The sequence below is a fragment of the Phascolarctobacterium faecium DSM 14760 genome (genome assembly GCF_003269275.1).
In the GTDB taxonomy this organism is placed as follows: Bacteria; Bacillota; Negativicutes; order Acidaminococcales; family Acidaminococcaceae; genus Phascolarctobacterium; species Phascolarctobacterium faecium.
Genome location: NZ_QLTS01000001.1, coordinates 213,563 through 231,639, shown reverse-complemented (window position 1 = coordinate 231,639; position 18,077 = coordinate 213,563). Strand labels below are relative to the sequence as shown.

The 18,077-nt window shown below is 39.8% G+C and carries 24 protein-coding genes; 23 read left to right on the top strand and 1 reads right to left on the bottom strand.

What is annotated here, in order from left to right; translation table 11 throughout:
* Positions 1-5: 5 nt before the first annotated feature.
* From C8D73_RS01100 to C8D73_RS01020, 17 genes are all read left to right on the top strand, one after another.
* The gene (locus C8D73_RS01100) at positions 6-611 is read left to right on the top strand and encodes a sugar transferase (protein ID WP_113077046.1); all 606 of its coding nucleotides are present in this window, start codon (positions 6-8) and stop codon (positions 609-611) included.
* Positions 611-1,171: an acyltransferase gene (locus C8D73_RS11395; protein ID WP_113077045.1), complete on the top strand. Its 561-nt coding sequence runs from the start codon at positions 611-613 to the stop codon at positions 1,169-1,171. The genes C8D73_RS01100 and C8D73_RS11395 overlap by 1 nt, the downstream gene beginning before the upstream one ends.
* Positions 1,172-1,231: 60 nt before the next feature.
* Positions 1,232-2,014, top strand: a complete 783-nt coding sequence (locus tag C8D73_RS01090; protein ID WP_211305755.1) for an ABC transporter permease — start codon at positions 1,232-1,234, stop codon at positions 2,012-2,014.
* Positions 2,015-2,056: 42 nt separating this feature from the next.
* Positions 2,057-2,758 (top strand): ABC transporter ATP-binding protein, encoded by a 702-nt coding sequence (locus C8D73_RS01085; protein WP_113077354.1) that lies wholly within the window; start codon positions 2,057-2,059, stop codon positions 2,756-2,758.
* Between the two features lie 45 nt (positions 2,759-2,803).
* Positions 2,804-3,439, top strand: coding sequence for a PglD-related sugar-binding protein (locus tag C8D73_RS01080; protein WP_113077044.1), 636 nt, complete (start codon positions 2,804-2,806; stop codon positions 3,437-3,439).
* A 19-nt stretch (positions 3,440-3,458) separates the two neighbouring features.
* Positions 3,459-4,562: a 3-oxoacyl-ACP synthase III family protein gene (locus C8D73_RS01075; RefSeq protein ID WP_113077043.1), complete on the top strand. Its 1,104-nt coding sequence runs from the start codon at positions 3,459-3,461 to the stop codon at positions 4,560-4,562.
* Positions 4,563-4,576: 14 nt separating this feature from the next.
* Positions 4,577-5,677, top strand: coding sequence for a 3-oxoacyl-ACP synthase III family protein (locus C8D73_RS01070; RefSeq protein ID WP_113077042.1), 1,101 nt, complete (start codon positions 4,577-4,579; stop codon positions 5,675-5,677).
* Positions 5,678-5,685: 8 nt separating this feature from the next.
* Positions 5,686-6,438, top strand: coding sequence for an SDR family oxidoreductase (locus C8D73_RS01065; RefSeq protein ID WP_113077041.1), 753 nt, complete (start codon positions 5,686-5,688; stop codon positions 6,436-6,438).
* A 1-nt stretch (position 6,439) separates the two neighbouring features.
* Positions 6,440-7,210 (top strand): SDR family NAD(P)-dependent oxidoreductase, encoded by a 771-nt coding sequence (locus tag C8D73_RS01060; RefSeq protein WP_170123145.1) that lies wholly within the window; start codon positions 6,440-6,442, stop codon positions 7,208-7,210.
* A gap of 19 nt (positions 7,211-7,229) precedes the next feature.
* A complete protein-coding gene (locus C8D73_RS01055; RefSeq protein ID WP_113077039.1) occupies positions 7,230-7,448 on the top strand; it encodes an acyl carrier protein in 219 nt (72 codons plus the stop codon).
* Between the two features lie 43 nt (positions 7,449-7,491).
* Positions 7,492-7,710 carry an acyl carrier protein gene (locus C8D73_RS01050; protein WP_113077038.1) on the top strand — a complete coding sequence of 73 codons (219 nt, stop codon included), beginning with the start codon at positions 7,492-7,494 and terminating at the stop codon, positions 7,708-7,710.
* 13 nt (positions 7,711-7,723) lie between these two features.
* A complete protein-coding gene (locus tag C8D73_RS01045; RefSeq protein WP_113077037.1) occupies positions 7,724-7,948 on the top strand; it encodes an acyl carrier protein in 225 nt (74 codons plus the stop codon).
* Complete coding sequence (locus tag C8D73_RS01040) at positions 7,932-8,903, top strand: hypothetical protein (RefSeq protein ID WP_170123144.1); 972 nt, start codon at positions 7,932-7,934, stop codon at positions 8,901-8,903. The genes C8D73_RS01045 and C8D73_RS01040 overlap by 17 nt, the downstream gene beginning before the upstream one ends.
* Positions 8,904-8,939: 36 nt before the next feature.
* Positions 8,940-10,463 carry an amino acid adenylation domain-containing protein gene (locus tag C8D73_RS01035; protein ID WP_113077035.1) on the top strand — a complete coding sequence of 508 codons (1,524 nt, stop codon included), beginning with the start codon at positions 8,940-8,942 and terminating at the stop codon, positions 10,461-10,463.
* Positions 10,460-11,119 (top strand): MBL fold metallo-hydrolase, encoded by a 660-nt coding sequence (locus C8D73_RS01030; protein ID WP_021718375.1) that lies wholly within the window; start codon positions 10,460-10,462, stop codon positions 11,117-11,119. The genes C8D73_RS01035 and C8D73_RS01030 overlap by 4 nt, the downstream gene beginning before the upstream one ends.
* Positions 11,120-11,959, top strand: coding sequence for a hypothetical protein (locus tag C8D73_RS01025; RefSeq protein WP_021718376.1), 840 nt, complete (start codon positions 11,120-11,122; stop codon positions 11,957-11,959).
* 66 nt (positions 11,960-12,025) lie between these two features.
* Positions 12,026-13,255, top strand: coding sequence for an ATP-binding protein (locus tag C8D73_RS01020; RefSeq protein ID WP_113077034.1), 1,230 nt, complete (start codon positions 12,026-12,028; stop codon positions 13,253-13,255).
* 46 nt (positions 13,256-13,301) lie between these two features.
* On the opposite strand, the gene C8D73_RS01015 is transcribed toward C8D73_RS01020, so the two are convergent.
* Positions 13,302-14,480, bottom strand: a complete 1,179-nt coding sequence (locus C8D73_RS01015) for a pyridoxal phosphate-dependent aminotransferase (protein WP_113077033.1) — start codon at positions 14,478-14,480, stop codon at positions 13,302-13,304.
* Positions 14,481-14,770: 290 nt separating this feature from the next.
* Here C8D73_RS01015 and rpsB point away from each other — a divergent pair, with 290 nt between their 5' ends.
* The 6 genes from rpsB to C8D73_RS00985 all read left to right on the top strand — a co-directional run bounded on the left by rpsB (position 14,771) and on the right by C8D73_RS00985 (position 18,023).
* On the top strand, positions 14,771-15,508 hold the full coding sequence (rpsB, locus tag C8D73_RS01010) for a 30S ribosomal protein S2 (RefSeq protein WP_113077032.1): 738 nt from the start codon (positions 14,771-14,773) through the stop codon (positions 15,506-15,508).
* Between the two features lie 25 nt (positions 15,509-15,533).
* Positions 15,534-16,184, top strand: a complete 651-nt coding sequence (gene tsf / locus C8D73_RS01005) for a translation elongation factor Ts (RefSeq protein ID WP_021718380.1) — start codon at positions 15,534-15,536, stop codon at positions 16,182-16,184.
* 154 nt (positions 16,185-16,338) lie between these two features.
* Complete coding sequence (pyrH, locus tag C8D73_RS01000) at positions 16,339-17,064, top strand: UMP kinase (protein ID WP_021718381.1); 726 nt, start codon at positions 16,339-16,341, stop codon at positions 17,062-17,064.
* Positions 17,065-17,066: 2 nt separating this feature from the next.
* On the top strand, positions 17,067-17,630 hold the full coding sequence (gene frr / locus C8D73_RS00995) for a ribosome recycling factor (RefSeq protein ID WP_113077031.1): 564 nt from the start codon (positions 17,067-17,069) through the stop codon (positions 17,628-17,630).
* The gene (locus C8D73_RS00990) at positions 17,630-17,872 is read left to right on the top strand and encodes a hypothetical protein (protein WP_021718383.1); all 243 of its coding nucleotides are present in this window, start codon (positions 17,630-17,632) and stop codon (positions 17,870-17,872) included. Before frr ends, C8D73_RS00990 begins: the two co-directional genes overlap by 1 nt.
* The gene (locus tag C8D73_RS00985; RefSeq protein WP_021718384.1) at positions 17,853-18,023 is read left to right on the top strand and encodes a ferredoxin family protein; all 171 of its coding nucleotides are present in this window, start codon (positions 17,853-17,855) and stop codon (positions 18,021-18,023) included. Before C8D73_RS00990 ends, C8D73_RS00985 begins: the two co-directional genes overlap by 20 nt.
* Positions 18,024-18,077: the final 54 nt, after the last annotated feature.

Below are 18,077 nucleotides of genomic sequence, written 5' to 3'. Positions count from 1 at the left end.
AAGCCATGTATAAAAATTTTATAAAAAGAATATTAGATATCATTTTATCGTTTCTGGCTTTGGTCATTTTATCGCCATTGCTGATTTTAACAGCTTTTTTGATACGCATAAAACTGGGGGCACCGGTATTTTTTAAACAGCTACGGCCGGGAAAAAATGAGAAGATCTTTGGTATTTTAAAATTCCGCACCATGACGGATGCAAAAGATGAAAATGGAAATCTATTACCTGACGAGATCAGGCTGACCAGATTCGGCCAATTCTTACGTTCTACGTCTATTGACGAGCTTCCTGAACTGTTGAATATTTTAAATGGCGATATGTCTATAGTGGGGCCAAGGCCCTTATTAGTGCAATATCTGGAGCGGTATAACGAGGAGCAGAAGCATCGCCATGATGTAAAACCGGGATTAACTGGCCTGGCACAAGTCAATGGCCGTAATGGTATCACCTGGGAAGAAAAATTTCACTACGACTTGGAATATGTAAAAAACATCACCTTTTATGGTGACTGCAAGATCATCTTCCAGACGGTAATGAAAGTTTTCGGCAGGGAAGGCATATCATCGGCAACCTCGGTCACTATGGAAGAATTTAAGGGGAATAAGTAATGTTTAGAAGATATTTACAGTTATTAAGGTTGTTCCTTCTGAGGGATGGGGGCAAGCGTGCGGCATATTGTAAAAAAACAGGTTATTTTCATGCTCAGGGCGAAGGATGTTATTTTCAAATCTACAATTTCGGTGTAGAACCGCATTTGCTCTCTTTCGGCAGCAATGTAAAAGTAGCTTCCGGCGTAAGATTTATTACCCACGATATTTTTGGCGATGTTATCTTGTACAAAAATAACATGGATCAGCATATCAGGCGAGTAGGTAAAATAACTATCGGCAACAATGTCTTGATTGGCAGTAACAGCATGATCATGTACGATGTCACTATTGGCGATAATGTTATCATCGCTGCTGGTAGCTGTGTTACTAAAGATGTTCCTGCAAATTCCATTGTGGGCGGCGTTCCTGCAAAAGTGATAGGTTCTTTTGATGATTATGAGAAAAAATTTATGGAAAAGACCAAAGCTTACCCTTGGCTGAGGCAAGGGTACTCGATTTATGACAAAAAACTGGCGAAGCTGCAGGAACAATATTTCTGGTCTGAGCAGAAGCCTTGAATTTGACCTAACCAGTTTGCAGGTATTTAGGTGATATCACTCATAGGAGAATTTTTTATTGTGCATATAGTAGACAGTGCTAAAAGATTAGTTAAATATAGTTGGTTATTACAGGTATTAGTCGAGCGTGATCTAAAAATCAGGTATCGGCGCAGCTTCTTAGGATATTTATGGAGTGTTTTAAATCCGCTTCTGATGATGATTATTTTAACGATCGTTTTTTCCAATATGTTTCGCTTCGATATACCCCAGTACCCTGTATATCTGTTGGCAGGACAGCTTATTTTCGGCTTTTATTCCGAAGCTACCAGCATGGCGATGGGTTCTATTTTAGGCGGCGCGGCCCTTATAAAAAAAGTGTATCTGCCTAAATACATCTTTCCCCTGTCCAGAGTGATATCAAGTTTTACAAGCATGCTGCTTTCTATGATTGCCCTTTTTATAGTGATCATTGCTACCGATGTCACCTTTTCAATAACTATAATACTGCTGCCATTTATATTAGTGCAGGTTTTAGTCTTCTGCATAGGCATGGGGCTTTTATTATCTGTATTGGTAGTGTTTTTTAGAGATGTCCAGTATTTGTACAGTATTTTTTTAACGGCTTTTAACTATCTGACGCCTATTTTTTACCCGGAAAGTTTATTGCCCGAGTGGCTCAGAGAACTGCTGGTCTTTAATCCGCTTTATAATTATATAAAATTTTTCCGCAAGATAACTGTTTATGGTCAGTGGCCAACCATGACAGAGCACTTGATCTGTCTGGCCTTCACTTTCTGTATGCTCGTCATAGGCTTATATGTGTTCAAGCGCAAACAGAATGATTTTATTTTATATATATAGGTGGTAAAAGTGCAAAAAATTATTGTTGCAGATAATGTTTCCATGTGTTTCAATTTGGCGTCTGAACGTGTGGATAGTTTAAAAGATTTACTTATAAAAAAAATAAAGTTTCAAAGTTGCAGCTTTGATGAATTTTGGGCCTTGAATAACATCAGCTTTTCTGTGGATAAAGGCGAATCCTGTGCTTTGATTGGCGCTAATGGCAGCGGCAAAAGCACCATGCTCAAAATCATCAGCGGTATTTTGACTCCAACCAAAGGCAGCGTTGAAGTAAATGGTTCTATCGCGCCGTTGATCGAATTAGGGGCAGGCTTTGATTACGAATTGACAGGCCGTGAAAATATTTTCTTAAATGGCGCGATCCTTGGTTACAGCAAAAAGCTGATGCTGGAAAAATATGATGAAATAATAGACTTCAGTGAACTACGTGATTTTATAGATGTCCCCGTAAAAAACTATTCCAGCGGCATGATTGCCCGTTTGGGTTTTTCTATCGCTACCATGGTCAAGCCTGAAATATTAGTAGTTGACGAGATATTAGCCGTAGGCGACCAGGCTTTTCAGGACAAGTGCCATAAGAGGTTGGAAGATATGATGAATAGCGGCACTACTGTGCTTTTGGTATCGCATTCTGCGGCGGATATCAAAAGGATCTGCCAAAAAGCAGTCTGGATAGACAAAAGCAATTTGCGCTTTGTGGGTAATGTAGACGAGGCATTGCAGCTTTACGATAAACCAGGATAAATCAAATGGGGATATTGTTTAAATCTTATTTCGGCAGGTGAGTAAATGAAAAACTTGTATATCGTCGGTGCAAGTGGCTGCGGGCGGGAAGTGCTGAATATTATCAAAGACATTCACGCCATACGAGGTGTCCAGTGGAATATAGTAGGATTTTTAGATGACGACTTGCAGGCACTGGATAGCATCGATTGTGACTATCAGGTCGTTGGTACCATCAAAGATTATCTTCCGCAGGCAAATGATGTTTTGGCGCTGGGGATCGCCAGTCCACAAGTCAAAGAAAAAATAGTTGCGATGCTGAAAGCAAAAGGGGCGGTTTTTCAAAGTATCATTCATCCCTATGTGGCCTTGGGCCGATTCAATACCATCGGTGAAGGAGCCGTTATCTATTCCGGCTTCGGCATGACGGTAAATATTAAGATAGGCGATTTTTGTACTTTACTTGCCTGTGGACTGGGGCACGATGTTGAAGTAGGAGACTTTTCTACTATCTCTTCCTGGTGCAACATCATGGGTCATGTAAAAATAGGTAACCGTGTATTTATGGGCGGAAATTGTTCCGCCGCACCAAACGCGGTTATTGAAGATGATGCCTATGTCGGTGTCGGCAGTGTTGTTTTGCGCAAAGTAAAGGCTGGAAAGCGGGCTTTTGGCAACCCTGCTCGAGAAATGGAATTTTGAAGAAGAAAATTAGGAGGAAATGATGAATTTTTTTGAATTTAAGGGTATAAAAATTGCTGGTATGGCAACTGCTGTTCCCGACCGTCACCAGAAAATGTCGGATTATGATTACCTGTTTGCAGAAGGAGAAGTAGAAAAATTTTGCGCAGCAACAGGCATTTACGAAAAGTATAATGCCTATGGCGTAGGAACTACTACTTCGGACCTGTGCGTCGTAGCGGCCAATAAGCTTTTTGAAAAATTAAATATTAATAAAGATACAATAGACGGTCTGATCATGATTACTCAGACGCCAGATTATTTTGTGCCACCAACTTCCTGTATCGTGCAGCATCGTTTGGGACTGGATAACTGCGGCCTGGTTTATGATTCCAATATCGGTTGTACGGCCTTCCCCTTCGGACTGCAAATGGCATGTGCTAATATTATGGCTGGATGTAAAAGAATATTGCTTTTAGTGGGAGATGCCAATCCTAATAGAGGTGAAACAAGTAATAAGGATGGGCTGCTTTTTGGCGATGCAGGTGTGGCCATAATAGTGGAGAAAACAGACGAAGATATTTCACCTATTAATATTGCTATTGAAACTATAGGTTCCGGATATAAGTCGTTGATTACTCCTTATGGGATGGAAAGACACCCATTACCCGTTGTTGCACAAACAAGAGGTTTTGAATTTGCTGCTTATTATAATAATGCAACATATATGTCAGGTACTGATGTATTTACTTTTAGTATTAAGGATGCTCCTCGGACGACAAAAACATTTTTAGCAAATTTGGGTAATGATATAAGTGATTTTGATTTGGTTTCTATTCATCAGGCGAATAAAATGATTATAGATAATGTTGCCAAGAGAATAAAAGCACCTCAGGAAAAGGTTATAAATTCTATTGAAAGATTTGGGAACACAAGAGGGGCAAGTACGGCAGTAAATATATGTGATTATGCTGAGAATAATAATATATATGAGGGGGATAAGAAAATATTAGCGCTGGCATTTGGTATTGGGCTTAATGTGACAGTAGCTTCTTTTACTATTGATATGTCTGTATGTTTACCAATTATTAAAACAAGTGAAGTTTATGATGACGGTATCGACAGCGAGACATATTTTAAATAGGAGGCAGAAGTTAGATGACATATTTTAATTTGCAAAACGCAAAAATCAAAGCAGTAGCTGCCAGTGTCCCGGATGATGTTGAGTATACCACTGATTATAACGACCTTTTTGGGGAAGAACATGTCAGGAAATTTATCATCTCTACCGGTGTTCAGCGGCGCTTCACATCACACAGATTGGGCGTTACTGCGTCAGATTTGTGTTGTGCCACTGCTGAAAAAATATTAACGGAATTAAACTATGACAGAAATAAGGTTGATGCGTTGATTTTTGCATCATCCAGCCGTGATTATTTGGAACCTGTCACCGCAACAATTCTGCAGGATAGATTAGGGTTATCTGATGATTGCATGTGTTATGATATTCCGCTTGGGTGTTCGGCCTATGTGTATGGTTTATATTTGGCTGCTATGCACATCAATTCAGGCTGCCGCAGCGTATTATTATTGTCAGGGTCTACAGGCGAACAGTTGCCAGATGGCTATGTACCTTCGGAAATCCCCATGCTTTTTGGCAATGGTGGGTCTGCTACTTTATTGGAATATGATGAAAATGCAGAACCAACATACGGATTATTACGATCCATTGGTCGTGATTTTAAGATGCTGGTTTCACCTTTTAGTGGTCAAAGACATGCTTTTTGGCCTATGGTGCAAAAGTTTGGCTATGAAAAGGCGTGTGCCTACAGAGATTTATTTCATATGGAAGGCATGGACGTAATGCGTTTTTCTTTAAAAGAAGTAGTTACCATGATCAATGATTTTAAAGAGCGTTTTGTCTGTGATTATGATGAATATGAAATATTGGCCTGTCATCAGGCTAATAAACTTATTATCAGCAACTTGGCCAGAAAAATTAAATTTCCGCTTTCTAAAATACCACTATCTATAGTTGATTATGGTAATACTGGTTGTGCTTCTATACCTTTGGCTATATGCGAGCATTATTCTAATAAAAATACTAGTCAAGATAGCGGGAAAATTTTAACTTGTGGATTTGGCATTGGTTTATCTTTAGGTATTGTTGGTATTACAGTTGAGCCGCAGAATTGTTTCCCTGTGTTTAGAGTAAAAGAAAGATACGACGACGGCCTGAGTTTTGAAGACTATAAGTGAGGATAGCAATGGATAAATTTGATTTTAATGGTAAAAAAGTTTTAGTTACGGGTGCCTCCTCCGGCGTAGGCCGAGAAGTGGCCATCCTACTCAGCGCCATGGGTGCTAAAGTAGTTATTGTTGCCAGAAGGGAATCCGAATTGCAGAAAACGCTCTCCTTAATGGAAGGCAGTGGTCATAGTTATCGAGTGCTGGACTTGACAGATTTTGACGGAATCGTTGAGACCGTCAAAGATATAATCGCTAAAGACGGCGAAAAATTAGACTATATTGCTCATTGCGCAGGCTTAGCCGTACCGATACCATTAAGAAGTATGTCACTAGCTAATATCTCGCAGATCTTCAGTAGCAATACTTATTCTTTCATGGCTTTATTAAAATGCGTGGCGCAGAAAAGGCTGTTCAATGATGGCGGCGCTGTCGTTGGCATATCCTCCTGCGTAGGCGTTTATGGGCAGGCGGCAAACGCTGTCTATGGCGCGTCTAAAGGAGCTATGGACGCTTTTATGAAAAGCGCTGCCAAAGAGCTGCGGCCGAGGAAAATCAGGGTCAATACTATTTGCCCTTGCGGTATAAAAACAGAAATGCTGGCTAATCAGGCCATAAAAGCCATAGAAGGCGATGCTATTAACGAGCTGCCCGATTATTTGATGCTGCCGGATAAGATAGCTTCTATTGTAGTGGCCCTGCTCAGCGATTCCATGCAATATATTTCAGGTGTAGCGATCGACGTAGATGAGGCCAAAACCTGGGAGGACTAAAATGGAGTATTTAAACTTTAATGGGAAAAAGTATCTGATTTTTGGTGCTTCTTCTGGTATTGGCAAACAGGTAGCGCTTCAGTTAAGCCAGCTTGGAGCAAGATTGGTATTAGTTGGCAGGAATGAAGAAAAACTTCAGGAAACTCTGGAGATGCTTGACGGTGATGGGCATAATATATTAATTTGTGATGTTTCCGATTTTTCAGCAGCACAAAATGCAGTTAAAACTGCGGTCAGCATGGATAATATCAAGCTGGATGGGTGTGTATTTTCTGCTGGTATTTATGCTATGCTGCCTTTGGGCGCGGTCACAGAAGAAAAAATAAATAAAATATTTGCCACTAATATAGTGTCGATGATGGCGATAGCAAAAGCTTTTTCATCGAAGCGCATCAGTAATAATGGGGCTTCTTTTGTAAGCGTTTCATCAAGAGCTGCGCTTTTACCTGATAAATCGCAGGGCGTTTATGGGGCTTCCAAAGCAGCAATAAATTCGTATACTGTTGCAGCAGCAAAGGAAATGTCTAACAGGTTAATCAGGTTTAATGCAGTTTGCCCTGAAGCCGTCGATACGGAAATGGGCGCCGGGTTTAAAGACAATACTACTCAAGAAGCCATGCAGAAGATCTATCCTCTTGGTATGTTAGAGGCAGAAGATGTAGCTGATACTATCATATTTTTATTAAGCGATATGAGCAAAAAAATTACAGGCCAATCTATATGGCTATCAGCCGGTAATGATGGTGGAAGTATAGATGGTCACATATTATAGATAATAAGGAGAAAAGAAAATGAACTTACAAGAAAAACTGGCATTGATTGAAGAAGTACTGGATGTAGAGACAGGCAGTTTAACACCGGAAACATTGCTGGCAGAAGTAGGTGAATGGGATTCTATAGCAGCGTTATCGTTGGTAGTTATGCTGGATGAAAAATTTGAAAAAACGGTAAGCGGAGTGCAGATCAAAGCACTGGCAAGCGTAAATGATATTTTAGATTACATGGATTAATAATATAAAATTAAAAATATAAAAAAGATGAGGCGAAAAGAAAATGAATTTACAAGAAAAATTAACACTGATTGAAGAAGTATTGGATGTAGTAGAAGGCAGTTTAACACCGGAAACATTGCTGGCAGAAGTAGATGAATGGGATTCTATAGCAGCGTTATCGTTGGTAGTTATGCTGGATGAAAAATTTGAAAAAACAGTAAGCGGAGCGCAGATCAAAGCGCTGGAAAGTGTAAATGATATTTTAGCTTATATGAATTAGGGAGAAGTTAACAATGGAAAAACTATATACACTTTTAGAAGAAATTAGACCAGATGTGGATTTTCGTAATATTACGACTTTAGTTACTGATGGTTTTATTGATTCATTTGATATTGTAAGTATTATTGCAAGTATAGAAGATGAGTTCGCTGTAGAAATTCCGGTAGACAGTATGGTTGCGGAAAATTTTGAAAGTGCTGCTGCGATTATGAATCTTGTAAATGGAGTTAAAAAGTAACATTATGTTTAGTTTTATTCATAAAATAAAACAATGGTATAAACATCAGAAGCTGATAAAACAAAGTGTTTTAATACCCATTACATCTTATGATCAATATGCGGCTCTGGTCAAAGAAGCAAAGGATAATTCTAAAAATAAGGTTTTTAGTAATTGCTATATGCTGCCTGCAGAAATCAAAAGATTGATTCACCTCAAAAAGTTTTATAAGGTCAAAACAGAACAAGGATTAGCTTTTGCTGATGATGAAGGTGATTATTATTATCTATTTTTATATGTAAATATGTCGGTATCTTTCACATTTCCTTCCTTAGAAAAAGATATTTTGATAGAAAATGTATATTATGAAGGCCGTAAAAATAAAAAACAGGAAATCTTTGAAAGTTTTTTATTGGATTCAGGGTGCGAATTTTTGAATACATATCGTTCTATAGAAGATAGGCCCTCTCTTTCGCCGGACAAATTTTTTAAGAAATTAGAAGTGTTAGAAAAAACTCTTGCTTTAGAAGGTAAGAAAATAGCGATACCTTCCTATAAGCAGCTTGATGAGTTTGAAAAGGTTTATAGAAGTATTATAGATAAGTTTGTTCAAAAAAAATATACACGAAAAGAACGCAAAGCACAGGCAGACGCTGGCTATCTTTATTGTATAACTGATGAAAGCGCTTCGATCTATGCTATTGCAATAAAGGCTTGTGTCCATGGTGGTGCTTATGGTTCTAGAAGTGATTGCCAAAATAATATTTATGCACCTATATTAGTATTATATTTATTTAAGGATTTTTATGATAATATGCCAAATAATCCTGTGAAAGAAAAAGAGTATATGCAAAGTAAGGGTATTGGTGGCTGGATTGCAGTTGATAATATACCATCTTGGAGAGTATATAAAATGGTCGGTATTAAAGCTGCTGCAAAATCTATGAATCAATTTATTATTAGAACAACCATGTAATTTTTATAAGTAAACTTAAAGCAACCGGGGGAGAAAATGATTACAGTTTTAGATTGTTTGGAAAGCACAGCTGCAAAATTTGCGGCTAATATCATCTGCTCAGATGCGAAAAAACAAATAACCTATACCGATTTTGTAAAAAATGCCCGGGCTATCGGCAGTTTCTTGTGTAAATACGAAAAAATGCGCCAACCTGTGGCTGTCTTTATGGATAACTCTGTAGAAGCTTGGGAAGCCATGATGGGGGTAGTGTATAGCGGCAATTTTTACGTGGTTATTGATGCGCTGATGCCCATCGAACGCATAAAAAATATCTTTACTACCCTGAGGCCCGTAGCCGTTATAGTTGATGAAAAGTGTCAAAAGCAGACGGCAAAGCTGGGGATGGGTCAAGACGTTTATGATTATGAACAAATCGTTCAAACAAGCCCGGATGCAGATAAATTGCAGGCTGTGCGCGAAAAAATGATCGATGCTGATCCCGTATACGCGTTGTTCACGTCCGGCTCTACCGGCGTGCCCAAGGGAACGGTACTTACCCATTTAAGCGTTATGAAATATACACAGTGGTATGCAGAAACTTTTCATATCGATGAAAATACTGTTTTCGGCAGCCAGACGCCGTTTTACTTTAGCATGTCTGTATCCACTATGTTTTCAACGATTTATACGGGAGCTAAACTTGTAGTGATTCCCAAACAGCTTTTTTCTTTCCCTGTCAAACTGATAGAGTTTATGAATGAAGCCAGGATCAATACCATCTACTGGGTACCTTCGGCTATGAATATGATCGCCAATTTTAAAGCTTTGGATGAGCACCGTCTGCCGTTCTTGAAAACCGTCCTTTTTGCCGGAGAAGCAATGCCTACCAAACAGCTTAATTACTGGCGTCGGCATCTGTCTGCTGATACTTTGTATGCCAATTTATTTGGCCCTACTGAAACTACCGATATAGCGGCTTATTACATCATCGACAGGGACTTTAGAGATGATGAACCTATCCCCATTGGCCATGCATGCAGAAATTGCGACGTGTTTGTTCTAAAAGAGGACGATACCTTAGCCGGCGCTGATGAAGAAGGCGAACTGTGCGTGCGGGGGTCTTTTTTGGCATCCGGTTACTACGATAATCCCGAAAAAACCGGCGAAGTCTTTGTACAGAATCCGCTAAATACCCATTATCGGGATATGATCTATAAAACCGGCGACCTGGTCAAATACAACGACAGAGGCGAACTGGTATATATCACCAGAAAAGATTTTCAAATCAAACATCAGGGCTACAGGATAGAATTGGGCGAGATCGAAACAGCGGTAAGCGCAGTTTCGAGAGTGCATGAATGTGCCTGCATCTACGATTTAGAAAGGAAGCTGATCATCATTTATTGCTCGGGTCAAAATCTTACGTCCAAAGATATCCTTTTAGGAGTTAGGGATAGGTTGCCCAAATATATGCTGCCCAATAAAATGTTTTTCCTGGAAAATATGCCGCATAATGCTAACGGTAAGATAGATAAAAAAATGTTGCAAAAAATTTATGAGAACGAGATGCAAAAATGAAAATAATAACCTGTACTACCCCTCTTTTAGAACAAAATATGTATATCGTAGAAGAGGGAAAGCATTGTATAGTGATTGATCCATATTATGATGAAAAAACAGCAGTATTATTAGAAGGCAAGATCGTTGATCTGTTGCTTGTTACCCATGAACATTACGACCACATCAGCGGCGTAAACAAATTTAAAGAGCTGTATGGCTGCAAACTGTTGTCAAACTCAAAATGTGATAATAATCTGCAAAGGCCTGCCAAAAATTTCTCCAAATATTTTGAGGCCTATTATGAATTTCAGGCCGACCTGCAAAAGCCGGATTTTGCTTTTGACAGCAATTATTCATGCAGCGCAGATGAGCTTTTTAATGACAGCATTACCTTTAGATGGCAGCATAATACTGTGTTTATCAAGATGGTTCCCGGGCACAGCGAAGGCGGTAATTTCATCTTCTTAAACGAAAACATACTTTTTTCAGGCGATATACTTTTAGATGAAAGTGTGCCTGCGGCTAAATTTCCTGGTGGCAGTCCCAAAGAATTTACAGATGTCGCGCTTCCATATATCAATACTCTGCCGCCGGAGCTAGTGGTGTATCCAGGTCATGGCGAGTCTTTTTCTTTACATGAATATTACGGCTATATCAATAAGAAGGAAAAATAAGTGCTGAAAACGATCAAATCTTTATCGGAATACGAACAACTTTATAATGAGTATGTAACGGAAGGACATGTGAGGGGATATCTCAATTACTTCATTAGTAAAAAGAATATATCTGCTTATATTAATGAAGAAAAAATAAAATATGCTGTTGTTGATGGAACTTTATTCTTGTTTGCTGATCAGGGCAATTATTATAAAATGTATTTTTGGAGGCTTACCGCCAAAACAAAAAGTCTGCCCGACGCCGATAAAGAAATTTGCTGTGATATATATGAACAACAAAATAATAATTTCACTGTAAATGTTTTGCACCAGTTGTTTATCGAAAATAATTATGAATGTAAACAAAAGTATGAGCAAGTGCGATTATCTTACGGAAATTTGCATACTATATCTTTTAAATATTTAGAAGAGAATAAGTGGAAACTTTACGAAAATAATATGCGTATTGGTACAGTAAGTTTAAATGACAAAAGTGAAGTGGAACAATTGATAGTTGACTACATGGGTAAATACAACAAATTATCTATAGAAGACGAGGACTGGCAGGAACAAATCAGGAATAATAATGTTGTAGGCATTTATGTTGCCGATAATCTAATTGCTGTATATTACTTTACTGAAAAAGCAAGCAGGATAGTTGTCGGGAAAAATTATCGCGGTCAAAATTTGAGCGTTTACTTACGTATGTATTTTGCATCGCAAATCCGGTGGGCAATTTCTTCAAAAAATCAGTATGATTGGGCGGAAGCAAATAACATTTCTACAAAAATAACTTTTGCAAAGTTGTTTGCTATTTATACCGGAAAAATCAAGTATCGATATGTTAAAACAATCTAAATAGGTTATTACAAACATTCAAGATAAAACTTTAGGTAACTTGAGTTTTAAAGGAAGTAAAATACGATGTATATCAAACGTCATTTAGAAACGACAATAGAAAAGCTGAACAGCTGTTTTAAGGTGCTGCTTGTTACGGGGCCGCGACAGGTGGGTAAAACTACTTTATTGCGCAGGCTTGCTGCGTCAGATCGTACTTATGTGACGATGGACGATATCAGTGTACGCAGTTTGGCGATGACTGAGCCGGCGTTATTTCTGCAGCGTTACAAACCGCCGCTTTTGATTGATGAGATTCAGCTGGCTCCTAAGCTGTTGCCGTATCTTAAAATGTATGTGGACGAACAGGGGCAAAACGGTGATTTCTGGCTGACCGGGTCACAGGCTTTTGAGTTGATGCATGGTGTCAGTGAGAGTTTGACCGGCAGGATCGGTATCGTTAATTTATTGGGTTTGAGTTATGGTGAATTGATTGATCGTCCTGCCGGGCCTTTTGTGCCGGAAAATGAATTTTTGCTGAGACGTGTGAAGGAGTCGCCTTTGTTACCGATGAGTGATCTATTTGATCAGATTTGGCAAGGCAGTATGCCAGCGTTGAATAGTGCTTCTGAACAGGATTGGAACTGCTATTATTCATCTTATGTACAGACTTTTCTACAGCGTGATGTAAAAGAATTGGCACAGGTGAATGATGAATTGCAATTTTACAGGTTCTTATGTGCTGCCGCCAGCTATACTGGCAGTATGCTTAATTACGCAGCTTTGGCTAAAGAGGTAGAGATAACTCCACCGACAGCTAAACAGTGGCTAAAGGTTTTGGCAGCAGCGGGTCTGGTATATTTTTTGGAACCGTTTGCGCATCCTAACTTAAAATATGCAGTCAAAGCACCAAAGCTTTATTTTACTGATACTGGACTTGCTGCATATTTGCTGCGTTGGAGCAGTGCAGCAACGTTGGAAGCCGGGGCAATGGCGTCTAATTTTTTTGAAACATGGGTTGTTAATGAGATTTATAAAAGCTTTATTAACTGCGGTCAGATCCCGCCTCTTAGTTATTTTCGTGATTTCAATACCAAAGAAGTCGAACTTTTGATTGAGACAGATGGATGTGTATATCCTTTAGCAATTCGTAAAAGTGCACAGCCAGTAAAAGAAATTAAGAAGTTTGAAATTTTGAAACCGATTGCAGAAGGTGAAAAAGCCTTGAGAATTGGCTCCGGCGGTGTTGTTTGCCTGGCAAACGATTTATTGCCTGTTGATGCTAAGAACTGGTATATACCTGTGGGCTTATTATAAAAAACAGACTGCCATTTAACGGCAGTCTGTTTTTTATAATAAGTGTTTATTTTGTATATTTTCGGATAAATCTGTCAAGACGTGTTAATGCTTCCCGCAGATTATCTTCGCTGTAAGCATAAGAACAGCGGATAAAGCCTTCACCGCTGGCTCCGAAGCTGCTGCCGGGGATAACCAGCACTTCTTCTTCTGTAAGCAGTTTTTCAACAAATTCCATACTCGTGAGCCCTGTTTGTTTAATACAGGGGAATACATAAAAGGCACCTTCTGGTTCATAAAGGGGCAGCCCGATTTTCTTAAAGCCGTCGATCATGATCTGACGGCGCTTTTCATATTCGGCAACCATTGCCAGCATGTCGTTTTCACAATATTTTAAAGCAGCTATAGCACCGTATTGAGCTGTGATATTTGCACAGAGTACTACATTTTGATGGAGCAGGTTTGCCGCCTGGACGAATGTTGCAGGAGCGGTAAAATAACCTAACCGCAGGCCGGTCATGGCATAAGCTTTCGAAAAGCCGTTTAAAACTACTGTGCGGTCTTTGAACTCGGGGAAAGCTGTGAACATAGTATGTTTTTTGCCGCCATAAGTCAGGTGAGCATAAAGTTCATCAGAAATGATCATAATATCATGTTTAACAGCCCAGTCGCCAATAGCCTTGATTTGCTCTTTGCTCATAATAGCACCTGTAGGATTGTTGGGATAACCAAGGAGGATAGCGCGAGTTTTATCAGTCACTGCTTTTTCCAGATCTGTGACCGTGGGAACAAAGCCGTTTTCCAGTTTGGTTTCTACCGGTACCGGCTTTCCGCCTGCTAAAATGATGCAGGCTTTATTAGCAACATAACAGGGCTCGGGAATAATGATTTCGCCATCAGGGACCATAATGGTGCGGATAACGACGTCTAATGCTTCGCTGACACCTACAGTCACCATAATTTCAGTTTTGGGGTCGTATTGAACGCCATAGTTTTTGTAAGTGTCAGCAGCTATTGCTTCGCGCAGTTCCAGCATTCCCAGTGTAGAGGTATAGTTGCTTTTCCCTGCATTCAGACTGTCGATACAGGCTGCACGTACTTTTGCTGGAATATCAAAATCAGGTTCACCTACGCTGAGTGGTACAATGTTAGGATTGTTGGCTGTTATTTCTAAAAATTTTGCCAATCCGGAGGGCGGAAGGGCTTTAATAAAGGGAGAGATCATTTTATCGATGTTGAAGCTCATGGAAGTCATTCCACCTTTCATAATAAATATAGAAACAATAAACAAATAAAATCTAACACATCTGTATATAGCTGGCAAGTTTAATTATTAAAATATTTTGTATACATGTTAAGTGTAAAGTATTAAACAAATTTTGCTGATTATTATGAATAAAAGCTTGTGCAGAGGCCGTAACTATGGTATAATATCACACGGTGTAAAAATACACACGCAGAATGATCACCCGCTGTCCGCTTGCGGTAAGGGTTAGAGACGATTTCTGCGGAGGAAAAAACAGGAGGCAAATAAAAATGGCTATTATTTCCATGAAACAATTACTTGAAGCTGGTGTTCATTTCGGTCACCAAACCCGTCGCTGGAACCCTAAGATGGCTCCGTACATCTTCACTGAAAGAAACGGCATCTACATCATCGACCTGCAGAAAACCGTTAAAAAAGTTGAAGAATGTTACAACTTCCTGCGCGATGTTGCTGCCCGCGGCGAAAATATTTTGTTCGTTGGTACTAAAAAACAAGCTCAAGAAGCTATGCGCGAAGAAGCTTTACGCTGCAACATGTTCTATGTAAACGAACGTTGGTTGGGTGGTATGCTGACTAACTTCAAAACTATCCAAACCCGTATCAACCGTTTACGTAAGCTGGAAGCTATGGAAGCTGACGGAACTTTTGACGTACTGCCGAAAAAAGAAGTTATCGGTCTTCGTCTTGAGATGGAAAAACTTACTAAATATCTTGGCGGTATCAAAGATATGAAAAAATTGCCGGGTGCTCTCTTCATTGTTGATCCCCGCAAAGAAAATATTGCTGTGCTTGAAGCACGCAAACTGAATATTCCTATTGTTGCTACTGTTGACACTAACTGCGATCCTGACGTTATCGATCATGTGATTCCCGCTAACGACGACGCTATTCGTGCAGTAAAACTTTTAACTGCAAAAATGGCTGACGCTGTTTTGGAAGGTCGTCAAGGTATGCAAATGGAAGAAGCTGCTGAAGCTGAAGAAGTTGCAGCTGAAGACGCTGAATAATAATCAAATACTGGAGGACGAATAAATGGCTGAAATTACTGCTGCATTAGTAAAAGAACTGCGTGAACGTACTGGCGCAGGTATGATGGACTGCAAAAAAGCTTTGAGCGCAACCGATGGCGATCTTGAAAAAGCAATCGACTTCCTGCGTGAAAAAGGTTTGGCTGCTGCTGCTAAAAAAGCGGGCCGTGTAGCGGCTGAAGGTTTAGTTGAAGCTTATATCCATGGCGGCGGACGTATCGGCGTTTTGGTAGAAGTTAACTGCGAAACTGACTTTGTTGCTAAAACTGATGCTTTCAAAGAATTGGTAAAAGACATTGCTATGCATATTGCTGCAACGAATCCGTCTTACCTCAAACGCGAAGAAGTTCCTACTGCTGAACTTGAGCATGAACAAGCTGTTTTGGCTGAACAGGCGCGCAACGAAGGCAAACCTGAAAAAATCATTGAAAAAATGGTTGCAGGACGTATCGAGAAATACTATAAAGAAGTATGCTTGATGGAACAACCTTTCGTTAAAGATCCCGACAAAACTATTTCTGATTTGATTACCGAATCAATTGCTAAAATCGGTGAGAATATTTCTATTCGCCGTTTCACCCGTTATCAACTGGGCGAAGGCATTGAGAAAAAAGAAGAAAACTTTGCAGAAGAAGTTATGTCTTTCGTAAAATAATGAGAAACCGCATAAGAGAACACTTCGGTGTTCTCTTATTTTTTGCCCGAATGGCTGTAGTTCACAAAAAACTCAAGGTAAAAAAGAGGAAATATTGGTAAAATGTAGAATATGAAATAGGATATAGAGTTGCAGAAAATAGGAGGTCGTGGAAGTGGCGGAGAAATCGAAGTATAAGCGTGTCATTTTAAAATTGAGCGGTGAAGCTTTAGCTGGTGATAAAGGGTTCGGTATTGATCCGGAAACGGTTGAGTCCATAGCTTCACAAATCAAAGATGTTACGGAATGTGGTTTAGAAGTCGCTATTGTCAACGGCGGTGGCAACATCTGGCGTGGTTTATCGGGAAGTTCGAAAGGTATGGACCGCGCTACTGCAGATTATATGGGAATGCTTGCCACAGTTATCAATTCTCTGGCGCTGCAGGATGCTTTGGAGACTTTGGGAGTCCCAACACGTGTGCAAACAGCGATCGAAATGCGTCAGATTGCAGAAACGTATATTCGCAGACGTGCCATACGTCATATGGAAAAAGAGCGTGTAGTTATTTTTGCCGCTGGTACTGGTAATCCTTACTTTTCAACAGATACCACTGCTGCTTTAAGGGCGGCCGAGGTAGAAGCCGATGCGATTTTGATGGCTAAAAAGGGTGTTGACGGTGTTTATGATTGCGATCCGGCTAAAAATAAAGATGCGGTAATGTTTGAAAAACTTGATTATATCGAAGTTATTCAAAGAAAATTGAGTGTAATGGATTCTACGGCAATCAGTCTTTGCATGGATAATAAAATTCCTATCGTAGTATTTAATATTGATAAACCGGGTAACATTTTGCGTGCTGCCTTAGGCGAAGAGATCGGTACCCTGGTGGGAGGAAAATAATCATGGCAACAGTAAAAGAAATCATTGAATTAACAGAAAGTAAAATGCACAAAACTACTGACGTACTGCGCGTAGATCTTGCTTCTGTTCGTGCAGGACGTGCTACTCCGGCTCTGCTGGAAAAGGTTATGGTAGATTATTACGGCACACCGACACCTGTTAACCAGGTAGCAAGCGTTACTGTACCTGAACCGAGAATGATCATTATCCAGCCTTGGGAGAAGAATCTTCTGAAGGATATTGAAAGAGCTATTATGAAATCTGATTTGGGATTAAACCCTAACAGTGATGGTGCTGTAATTCGGTTGAATCTGCCGCAGCTGACAGAAGAACGCCGTAAAGAGATTGTAAAAACTGTTCATAAAAAATCTGAAGATGCACGTGTGATTGTGCGTAATCTGCGCCGTGACGCTAACGATGCTGTTAAGAAAGCAGAGAAGGCTAAAGAAATCACTGAAGATGAAGCTAAAAAGGGTACTGATGATATTCAGAAAATGACTGATAAAATTATCAAGGAAATCGATAATATCATGGCTAATAAAGAAAAGGAAGTTATGGAGATCTGATGCTGATACCTGATGTGTTGGCACTGCCTTTGGCAGAAGCTATTGCCAGACTGGAAGCTGCCGAGATCGGATATACGGTTGCTGATACGCAGCCGCCGCGCCGGCAAAACGAAGTTGTGGCGGAGAAGATAGCTGTTGAATATGTGGTTAGGCAGAGTTTGCTGTCTGACAATAAAGTAGCTCTTGTAACAGTAAAAAAATATAGAAAGGAGGTGCTGGAGAATGGCATTAGTAATCAATAAAGACGAATGTATCGGTTGCGGTTCCTGCGCTTCTACCTGCCCCGTAGGTGCTATTAAAGAAGCTGACGGTAAATATGAAATCGGTGATGAATGTGTTGAATGCGGCGCTTGCGCTGGTGTTTGCCCTGTAGGTGCTATTAAACAACCTTGATTTTAAGTTTTTAGGACTGCAAGGCCCCCTCTTAGAGGGGGTCTGTCAGTTTTA

Coding starts and splice junctions, on each gene's coding strand:
- C8D73_RS01045 (WP_113077037.1), top strand. CDS start 7,724: ATGGAAAAACTATATACACTTTTAGAAGAAATTAGACCAGATGTGGAT.
- C8D73_RS01030 (WP_021718375.1), top strand. CDS start 10,460: ATGAAAATAATAACCTGTACTACCCCTCTTTTAGAACAAAATATGTAT.
- C8D73_RS01075 (WP_113077043.1), top strand. CDS start 3,459: ATGATGAATTTTTTTGAATTTAAGGGTATAAAAATTGCTGGTATGGCA.
- C8D73_RS01070 (WP_113077042.1), top strand. CDS start 4,577: ATGACATATTTTAATTTGCAAAACGCAAAAATCAAAGCAGTAGCTGCC.
- tsf (WP_021718380.1), top strand. CDS start 15,534: ATGGCTGAAATTACTGCTGCATTAGTAAAAGAACTGCGTGAACGTACT.
- C8D73_RS01100 (WP_113077046.1), top strand. CDS start 6: ATGTATAAAAATTTTATAAAAAGAATATTAGATATCATTTTATCGTTT.
- C8D73_RS01020 (WP_113077034.1), top strand. CDS start 12,026: ATGTATATCAAACGTCATTTAGAAACGACAATAGAAAAGCTGAACAGC.
- C8D73_RS01050 (WP_113077038.1), top strand. CDS start 7,492: ATGAATTTACAAGAAAAATTAACACTGATTGAAGAAGTATTGGATGTA.
- C8D73_RS01040 (WP_170123144.1), top strand. CDS start 7,932: ATGGAGTTAAAAAGTAACATTATGTTTAGTTTTATTCATAAAATAAAA.
- rpsB (WP_113077032.1), top strand. CDS start 14,771: ATGGCTATTATTTCCATGAAACAATTACTTGAAGCTGGTGTTCATTTC.
- C8D73_RS01085 (WP_113077354.1), top strand. CDS start 2,057: ATGTGTTTCAATTTGGCGTCTGAACGTGTGGATAGTTTAAAAGATTTA.
- C8D73_RS01015 (WP_113077033.1), bottom strand. CDS start 14,480: ATGAGCTTCAACATCGATAAAATGATCTCTCCCTTTATTAAAGCCCTT.
- C8D73_RS01060 (WP_170123145.1), top strand. CDS start 6,440: ATGGAGTATTTAAACTTTAATGGGAAAAAGTATCTGATTTTTGGTGCT.
- C8D73_RS01080 (WP_113077044.1), top strand. CDS start 2,804: ATGAAAAACTTGTATATCGTCGGTGCAAGTGGCTGCGGGCGGGAAGTG.
- C8D73_RS01035 (WP_113077035.1), top strand. CDS start 8,940: ATGATTACAGTTTTAGATTGTTTGGAAAGCACAGCTGCAAAATTTGCG.
- C8D73_RS00990 (WP_021718383.1), top strand. CDS start 17,630: ATGCTGATACCTGATGTGTTGGCACTGCCTTTGGCAGAAGCTATTGCC.
- C8D73_RS01065 (WP_113077041.1), top strand. CDS start 5,686: ATGGATAAATTTGATTTTAATGGTAAAAAAGTTTTAGTTACGGGTGCC.
- frr (WP_113077031.1), top strand. CDS start 17,067: ATGGCAACAGTAAAAGAAATCATTGAATTAACAGAAAGTAAAATGCAC.
- C8D73_RS00985 (WP_021718384.1), top strand. CDS start 17,853: ATGGCATTAGTAATCAATAAAGACGAATGTATCGGTTGCGGTTCCTGC.
- C8D73_RS11395 (WP_113077045.1), top strand. CDS start 611: ATGTTTAGAAGATATTTACAGTTATTAAGGTTGTTCCTTCTGAGGGAT.
- C8D73_RS01055 (WP_113077039.1), top strand. CDS start 7,230: ATGAACTTACAAGAAAAACTGGCATTGATTGAAGAAGTACTGGATGTA.